Origin of the sequence: Thiococcus pfennigii, assembly GCF_016583835.1 — a bacterium.
GTDB classification, from domain to species: Bacteria; Pseudomonadota; Gammaproteobacteria; order Chromatiales; family Chromatiaceae; genus Thiococcus; species Thiococcus pfennigii.
The window spans coordinates 53,467-60,069 of the sequence record NZ_NRRW01000021.1 but is presented as its reverse complement, the minus strand read 5'-3'; the positions used below and the strand labels follow the sequence as shown (position 1 = coordinate 60,069).

Below are 6,603 nucleotides of genomic sequence, written 5' to 3'. Positions count from 1 at the left end.
CCACCCTGGCCTGCTGCCCGAACACCCCCAGGGCCCGACCCCGCCCTACGGCAGCGGTTACTGACCGCCTGACGAGCCACATCGGGCGCTCGAGGGCGAGACACGGACGCCTCGCCCCGACGGCGGACGCCCCGCCACCCAGGCCGGCACCGAGGCATCACCCGACCACGCCTGTGGTGTCGCGGGCGGACATGCCTCGGCGGGGCGCCTCGTCGCCGGCCGTCGGGTTACGCCCCGGGGGCTAACCCGACCTACGGCCCCGGCGCACATCGGCATGGCCCCGTTGGGCTCGGCTCGCCGGCACCACGGCCGCCGGGCAAGGACGGGCTGGAGACCGCCGTCAATCCATGGCCGTAAATCCATTAATTAGAATCTTATTTTTGAGCCGGCAGGGACGACCCTCGGCCTACGTCGTCGCCGCCCGCCGGGACCTCCAGCCATTCATCGAGGCACTGCTGCACCGTTTCGACGCCCTGGCGCGCCAACGACGAAAAGAGCTCGACCCGGACCTCGCCGTGCCCGCGCATCGCGCGCACGACCTGATCGCGCACGGCAAGCGCCGGACCGCGTTTGAGCTTGTCGGCCTTCGTCAGCAGGAGCAGCAGGCGCAGCCCACGGCGTTCGCCCCAGGCGATGACCTCGCGATCGTAGTCGGTCAGCGGGTGGCGGATATCCATCAGGACCACGAGCCCGGCGAGCGACTCGCGCCGCTGCAGGTACCCGGACATCAGCCCCTGCCACTGGTGCTTCACGGCCACCGCCACCTTGGCATAGCCGTAGCCGGGCAGATCGACGAGGCGCCGTGACTCATCGAGGGCGAAGAAGATCAACTGCTGTGTGCGACCGGGGGTCTTGCTGGTGCGCGCAAGCCCGTTCTGGTGGCACAACGCGTTGATCGCACTCGATTTACCGGCATTCGAGCGGCCAGCGAAGGCGACCTCGCGGCCGCTGTCGGGCGGCGCCTGGGCCAGACGCACGGCCGCCGTCAGGAAGCGGGCACCTTGATAGAAGGGGTTCATCTGCGAATTCCACAGTCTCGCCGGCGACGTTGATTCCGCCGGTCGCGCCCATAGGCATGGCCTCGACCCGCCGCCGACGGCGGCCCGAGCAGAGGAGTCTCCCGCGAATGTCACGCGAAACGCAAATCGACAACTGGCTCTCCGCCACCTTCCGCTACATCGAGAAGGTCGTCCTCATCGGCGTCGGCGGCCTGACCCTCGTCGGCATCGGCCAGGTCATCTGGGGGATCGCCGATCATGGCGAGGTCCGCCTCGAGGACCTGCTCCTGATGTTCATCTTCATCGAGATCCTGGCGATGACGAACGTCTACTTCGTCAAGCGGGCGGTGCCCTTCACCTTCCCGATGTTCATCGCCGTGACGGCGCTGTCGCGGCTGATCGTGCTCCAGGGCAAGAACATCGCTCCGGAAAATCTGATCTATGAGAGCGGCGCGATCCTGCTGGTCAGCCTCGCGATCCTGGTCGTGCGCGTGAGCGAACGCTTCGGCGGCGAGGATCCGGTCGAGGTGAAGGAGCCGCCCGAGCAGCGCGACTGAGCGCCGGACCGGGCGGGTCTCGGCCGTCCCGCGGTCATCCCGCTGGCACGTCCTCGGGCACCCGCTCCGGCACCCGCTCCGGCACTGGCCCCGGCACAGGATCGGCCACCCAGTCGCCCGAGCGGCCGCCGCGCTTTTCGATCAGGCGCACCCCGTCGATCACCATCCCCCGCTCGACCGCCTTGCACATGTCATAGACCGTCAGCAGGGCGACCTGGACCGCGCACAGGGCCTCCATCTCGACGCCGGTCGGGGCGAGCGTCTCGACGCTCGCGCGGCAGCGCACGGCCGCCTCGTCAGGCTGCGCATCGAATTCGATGGCGACTCGCGAGAGGGCCAGCGGATGGCAGAGCGGGACCAGCTCGGCGGTGCGCTTGGCTGCCATGATGCCGGCGATGCGGGCGACGCCGAGGACATCCCCCTTCGCATGGCCGCCACCGCGGATCAGGGCCAGGGTCTCCGGGCGCATGCGGATGCGGCCCTCGGCGACCGCGACCCGCCGCGTCGCCGCCTTGTCGGCGACATCGACCATCTGCGCCTCGCCGGCAGCGTTGAAATGGGTCAGACCGCTCATCTACGAACCCTCTGCCGAGCGTCTAGAACTTCGGCTTCTCGGGCGCGTCCTCGAACATCTTGACGCTGCGCATGATCTCCTCGCGCGCCTCGTCACGACCGCCCCAGCCCATGACGCGGACCCATTTGCCCTCGTCGAGGTCCTTGTAGTGTTCGAAGAAGTGGGCGATCTGATCGAGCAGGTGCGTGGGCATGTCGCGGAAGCTCTCGATCTCGCGGTAGCCCTTGAAGAGCTTGTCGATCGGCAGCGCGAGGATCTTGGCATCGTCGCCGGACTCGTCGGTCATCTTCAGCACGCCGACCGGACGGCACCGAATGACGGAACCGGGGATCAGCGGATAGGGCGTGACCACCATCACGTCGACCGGATCGCCGTCCGGCGACAGGGTGTGCGGGACATAGCCGTAGTTGCAGGGGTAGTGCATCGCCGTCGACATGAAGCGGTCGACGAACATGGCGCCGGTCTCCTTGTCCATTTCGTACTTGACGGGCTCGGCGTGCGAGGGGATCTCGATGATGACGTTGATCTCGTTGGGGACGTCACGCCCCCGGGATACGCGGTGCAGGTCCATGGGTTCACTCTCGATCGATGCTTGGCGATGGGATGACGGACGACGATCGGTCGCGCGACACCTCGGCGACGCCGGCGGCGCCCTCGCCCCGGCGTCCGACGGGGCATGGCTCGCCATCGGCGCCCCCTTGTCCCGGTCGTGACCAACCGGAGACGGGGTGCGCGGTGCGCGCGGGTCCTCAAGGGTAAACGAAAAGGGCGTCCCGTGAGGCACGGGACGCCCCGAGCAGGGTCCGGCCGGGGAAGGCCGGACCGATGGCTCACGGCCGCGTCACAGGGCGACGACGAGCGGCACGATGAGCAGGGCGACGATGTTGATGATCTTGATCAACGGGTTGATCGCCGGACCGGCGGTGTCCTTGTAGGGGTCGCCGACGGTGTCGCCGGTGACGGCCGCCTTGTGGGCCTCGGAGCCCTTGCCGCCGAGGTTGCCGTCCTCGATGTACTTCTTCGCATTGTCCCAGGCGCCGCCGCCGGCGGTCATCGAGATGGCGACGAACAGGCCGGTGACGATGGTGCCGATCAGCAGGCCGCCGAGGGCCTTGATGCCGGCGTCAGGCCCCATCAGGAAGGCCATGCCGAAGGCGACGACCACCGGGGCCAGGACCGGCAGCAGCGACGGCACGACCATCTCCTTGATGGCGCCCTTCGTCAGCATGTCGACGGCCTTCGAGTAGTCGGGCTTCTGGCTGCCGTCCATGATGCCGGGCATCTCGCGGAACTGCCGGCGCACCTCGGTGACGATGCCCCCCGCGGCGCGACCGACCGCCTCCATCGCCAGCGCGGCGAACAGGAAGGGGATCAGACCGCCGATGAAGAGGCCGATCAGCACCGCCGGATCGGACAGGTCGAAGGCGACCAGCCGACCGGCCGCGTCGAGGCCATGGGTGTAGTCGGCGAAGAGGACCAGCGCCGCGAGGCCCGCCGAGCCGATCGCGTAGCCCTTGGTGACGGCCTTGGTCGTATTGCCGACCGCGTCGAGCGGGTCGGTGATGCCGCGGACCTTCTCGTCCAACCCGGCCATCTCGGCGATGCCGCCGGCGTTGTCGGTGATCGGGCCGTAGGCGTCCAGCGCGACGATGATGCCCGTCATCGACAGCATCGCGGTCGCAGCGATCGCGATGCCATAGAGTCCGGCCAGTTCGTAGGCGCCCCAGATCGCGGCGCAGACCATCAGCACCGGCGCGGCGGTGGCCTTCATGCCGACACCGATGCCGGCGATGATGTTGGTCGCATGGCCGGTCTGCGAGGCCTCGGCGATGTGGCGCACCGGCCGGAACTCGGTCGAGGTGTAGTACTCGGTGATGACGACCATCGCGGCGGTCAGCACCAGGCCGATCAGCGCGGCGCCATAGACGCCCCACCGACTGTACTCGGCGCCGTCGATCAGCACGGTCGGCGGCAGGAACATCAGGGTGACCGGGATGAACAGGACCGCGGCCAGGCCGCCGGCGACGATCAGGCCCTTGTACAGGGCCTTCATGATCTTGGTATCGCCCTCGGCGAGCTTGACGAAGAAGGTCCCGACGATCGAGGCCAGGATCGACACGCCACCGAGCACGAGCGGGAAGACCACGGCATCTGTGCTTTCCAGCATCAGCCAGCCGAGCAACATGGTCGCGACGACGGTGACCGCATAGGTCTCGAACAGGTCGGCGGCCATGCCGGCGCAATCGCCGACGTTGTCACCGACGTTGTCGGCGATGACCGCCGGGTTGCGTGGGTCATCCTCGGGGATCCCGGCCTCGACCTTGCCGACGAGGTCCGCGCCGACATCGGCGCCCTTCGTGAAGATGCCGCCGCCGAGTCGCGCGAAGATCGAGATCAGCGAGCCACCGAACCCGAGGCCGATCAGCGCGTGCAGGATGTCCGACTCTTCGACGCCCATGGTCTTGAGGAAGGCGTAGTAACCGGCCACGCCGAGGAGGCCGAGGCCGACGACCAGCAGACCGGTAATCGCCCCACCCCGGAAGGCGACCTGCAACGCGGCGTTCAGCCCGCCCTTGGCCGCCTCGGCGGTGCGCACGTTCGAGCGCACCGAGATGTGCATGCCGATATAGCCTGCCGCCCCGGAGAGGACCGCGCCGAGCACGAAGCCGATCGAGACCTCCCAACCGAGCAGGAACCAGAGGACGACGGTGAGCACGACACCGACCAGGCCGATCGTCAGGTACTGGCGATTGAGGTAGGCCTGGGCGCCCTCCTGCACGGCCGCCGCGATCTCCCGCATGCGCGGCGTGCCATCGGGCAGGGCCAGGATCCACTTCGTCGACCAGATGCCGTAGCCGATGGCCCCGAGGCCACACAGCAGGGCGAAAAGCGAACCGAATGTCATCTATTTGAACTCCTCTCCTGTCATGAAAAAGCGCGGGGGCTGTCTCAGCCGCCGCTCTCGAATCGACGCAGCGACCTCACAGCTCGAACGGCGCCTCCAGCCGCTTCGCGACCGGGGCATTCTTCAGCGTGACATAGGCCGGAAGACCCTTGTGGAACGGGGGATAGTCCTCGCCCTGAATGAGCGGCACCAGGTACTCCTTGCAGGCCGGCGTGATCCCGAAGCCGTCGGCCGAGATGAAGTCGCGGGGCATGAATTTCTCGACGTTGGCGACCTCGGCCAGCGGGGCCTCGCCGACCTCCCAGCGATAGGGGTCGTTACCGATGCGCCGAATCGTCGGCATGATCGCGTTGTGACCCTCGAGCGCGAGTTCCACAGCCGCCTGACCGACGGCGTAGGCCTGCTCGACATCGGTCTTCGAGGCCAGGTGACGGGCCGCGCGCTGCAGATAGTCGGCGACCGCCCAGTGGAACTTGTAGCCGAGCGCTTCCTTGACCAGGTTGGCGACGACCGGCGCGGCACCGCCGAGCTGGGCATGGCCGAAGGCATCGCGCGTGCCCTGTTCCGCGAGGAAACGACCGTCCGGGTACTTGGCCCCCTCCGAGACGACGACGGTGCAGAAACCGTGGCGCTCGACCGAGTCCTTGATCCGGGCGATGAACCGCTCCTGGTCGAACTCGATCTCCGGGAAGAGGATCACGACCGGCATGCCCTGGTCCTCGATCAGGCCGCCGGCGGCGGCGATCCAGCCGGCATGGCGCCCCATGACCTCGAGGACGAAGAGCTTGGTCGAGGTCTTGGCCATCGAGCGCACGTCGTAGGAGGCCTCGAGCGCCGAGGTGGCGATGTACTTGGCCACCGAGCCGAAGCCCGGGCAGTTGTCGGTGATCGGCAGGTCGTTGTCGACGGTCTTGGGCACGTGCACGGCCTGGATCGGATAGTTCATCGCCTCCGAGAGTTGGGAGACCTTGTAGCAGGTGTCGGCCGAGTCGCCCCCGCCGTTGTAGAAGAAGTAGCCGATGTCATGGGCCTTGAAGACCTCGATCAGCCGCTCGTACTCGCGGCGGTTGGCCTCCAGACTCTTGAGCTTGTAGCGGCAGGACCCGAAGGCCCCGGACGGCGTGTAGCGCAGGGCCGCGATCGCGGCGTCGGACTCCTGGCTGGTGTCGATCAGGTCCTCGGTCAGGGCGCCGATGATGCCGTTGCGCCCGGCGTAGACGTTGGCGATCTTGTCCTTGTGGCGGCGCGCCGCCTCGATCACACCACAGGCGGAGGCGTTGATCACGGCGGTGACGCCGCCGGATTGCGCATAGAAGGCGTTCTTCGCGGTCATGAGTCTCCCCTCGCTTCGTCTTCTCTTCAAGGTCTATCGCGATGCCGCCCGGATGGCGGCGGTGAATCCGCTCGACGGAGCCCGTAGCCCGTAGGGCGGGAAAGCGAAGCGCATCCCGCCGCTAGCCGTTGCGTCTCCCGCCGCTAGCGATTGCAAGTCCGGCCTTCGCGATCGCACATCCCCACATCCAGGGGGGCGTCTCCCGCCACCACGGGAACGGGCCTATCGCGTTGCGC

6 protein-coding genes are annotated in these 6,603 nt (G+C 67.8%); 1 reads left to right on the top strand and 5 read right to left on the bottom strand.

Annotation, left to right across the window (positions count from 1 at the left end):
- Window positions 1-374: 374 nt before the first annotated feature.
- On the bottom strand, window positions 375-1,019 hold the full coding sequence (yihA, locus tag CKO41_RS09165) for a ribosome biogenesis GTP-binding protein YihA/YsxC (protein WP_200381899.1): 645 nt from the start codon (window positions 1,017-1,019) through the stop codon (window positions 375-377).
- Window positions 1,020-1,126: 107 nt separating this feature from the next.
- Here yihA and CKO41_RS09160 point away from each other — a divergent pair, with 107 nt between their 5' ends.
- The gene (locus tag CKO41_RS09160) at window positions 1,127-1,555 is read left to right on the top strand and encodes a phosphate-starvation-inducible PsiE family protein (protein WP_200381898.1); all 429 of its coding nucleotides are present in this window, start codon (window positions 1,127-1,129) and stop codon (window positions 1,553-1,555) included.
- Window positions 1,556-1,589: 34 nt separating this feature from the next.
- Here the strand turns inward: CKO41_RS09160 and moaC are convergent, their stop codons facing one another.
- The 4 genes from moaC to CKO41_RS09140 all read right to left on the bottom strand — a co-directional run bounded on the left by moaC (window position 1,590) and on the right by CKO41_RS09140 (window position 6,367).
- A complete protein-coding gene (moaC, locus tag CKO41_RS09155) occupies window positions 1,590-2,129 on the bottom strand; it encodes a cyclic pyranopterin monophosphate synthase MoaC (protein WP_200381897.1) in 540 nt (179 codons plus the stop codon).
- A gap of 22 nt (window positions 2,130-2,151) precedes the next feature.
- On the bottom strand, window positions 2,152-2,700 hold the full coding sequence (gene ppa, locus CKO41_RS09150) for an inorganic diphosphatase (RefSeq protein ID WP_200254268.1): 549 nt from the start codon (window positions 2,698-2,700) through the stop codon (window positions 2,152-2,154).
- 270 nt (window positions 2,701-2,970) lie between these two features.
- Complete coding sequence (locus CKO41_RS09145) at window positions 2,971-5,034, bottom strand: sodium-translocating pyrophosphatase (RefSeq protein ID WP_200381896.1); 2,064 nt, start codon at window positions 5,032-5,034, stop codon at window positions 2,971-2,973.
- Window positions 5,035-5,110: 76 nt separating this feature from the next.
- Window positions 5,111-6,367 (bottom strand): 6-phosphofructokinase, encoded by a 1,257-nt coding sequence (locus CKO41_RS09140; protein WP_200254272.1) that lies wholly within the window; start codon window positions 6,365-6,367, stop codon window positions 5,111-5,113.
- Window positions 6,368-6,603 lie beyond the last annotated feature (236 nt).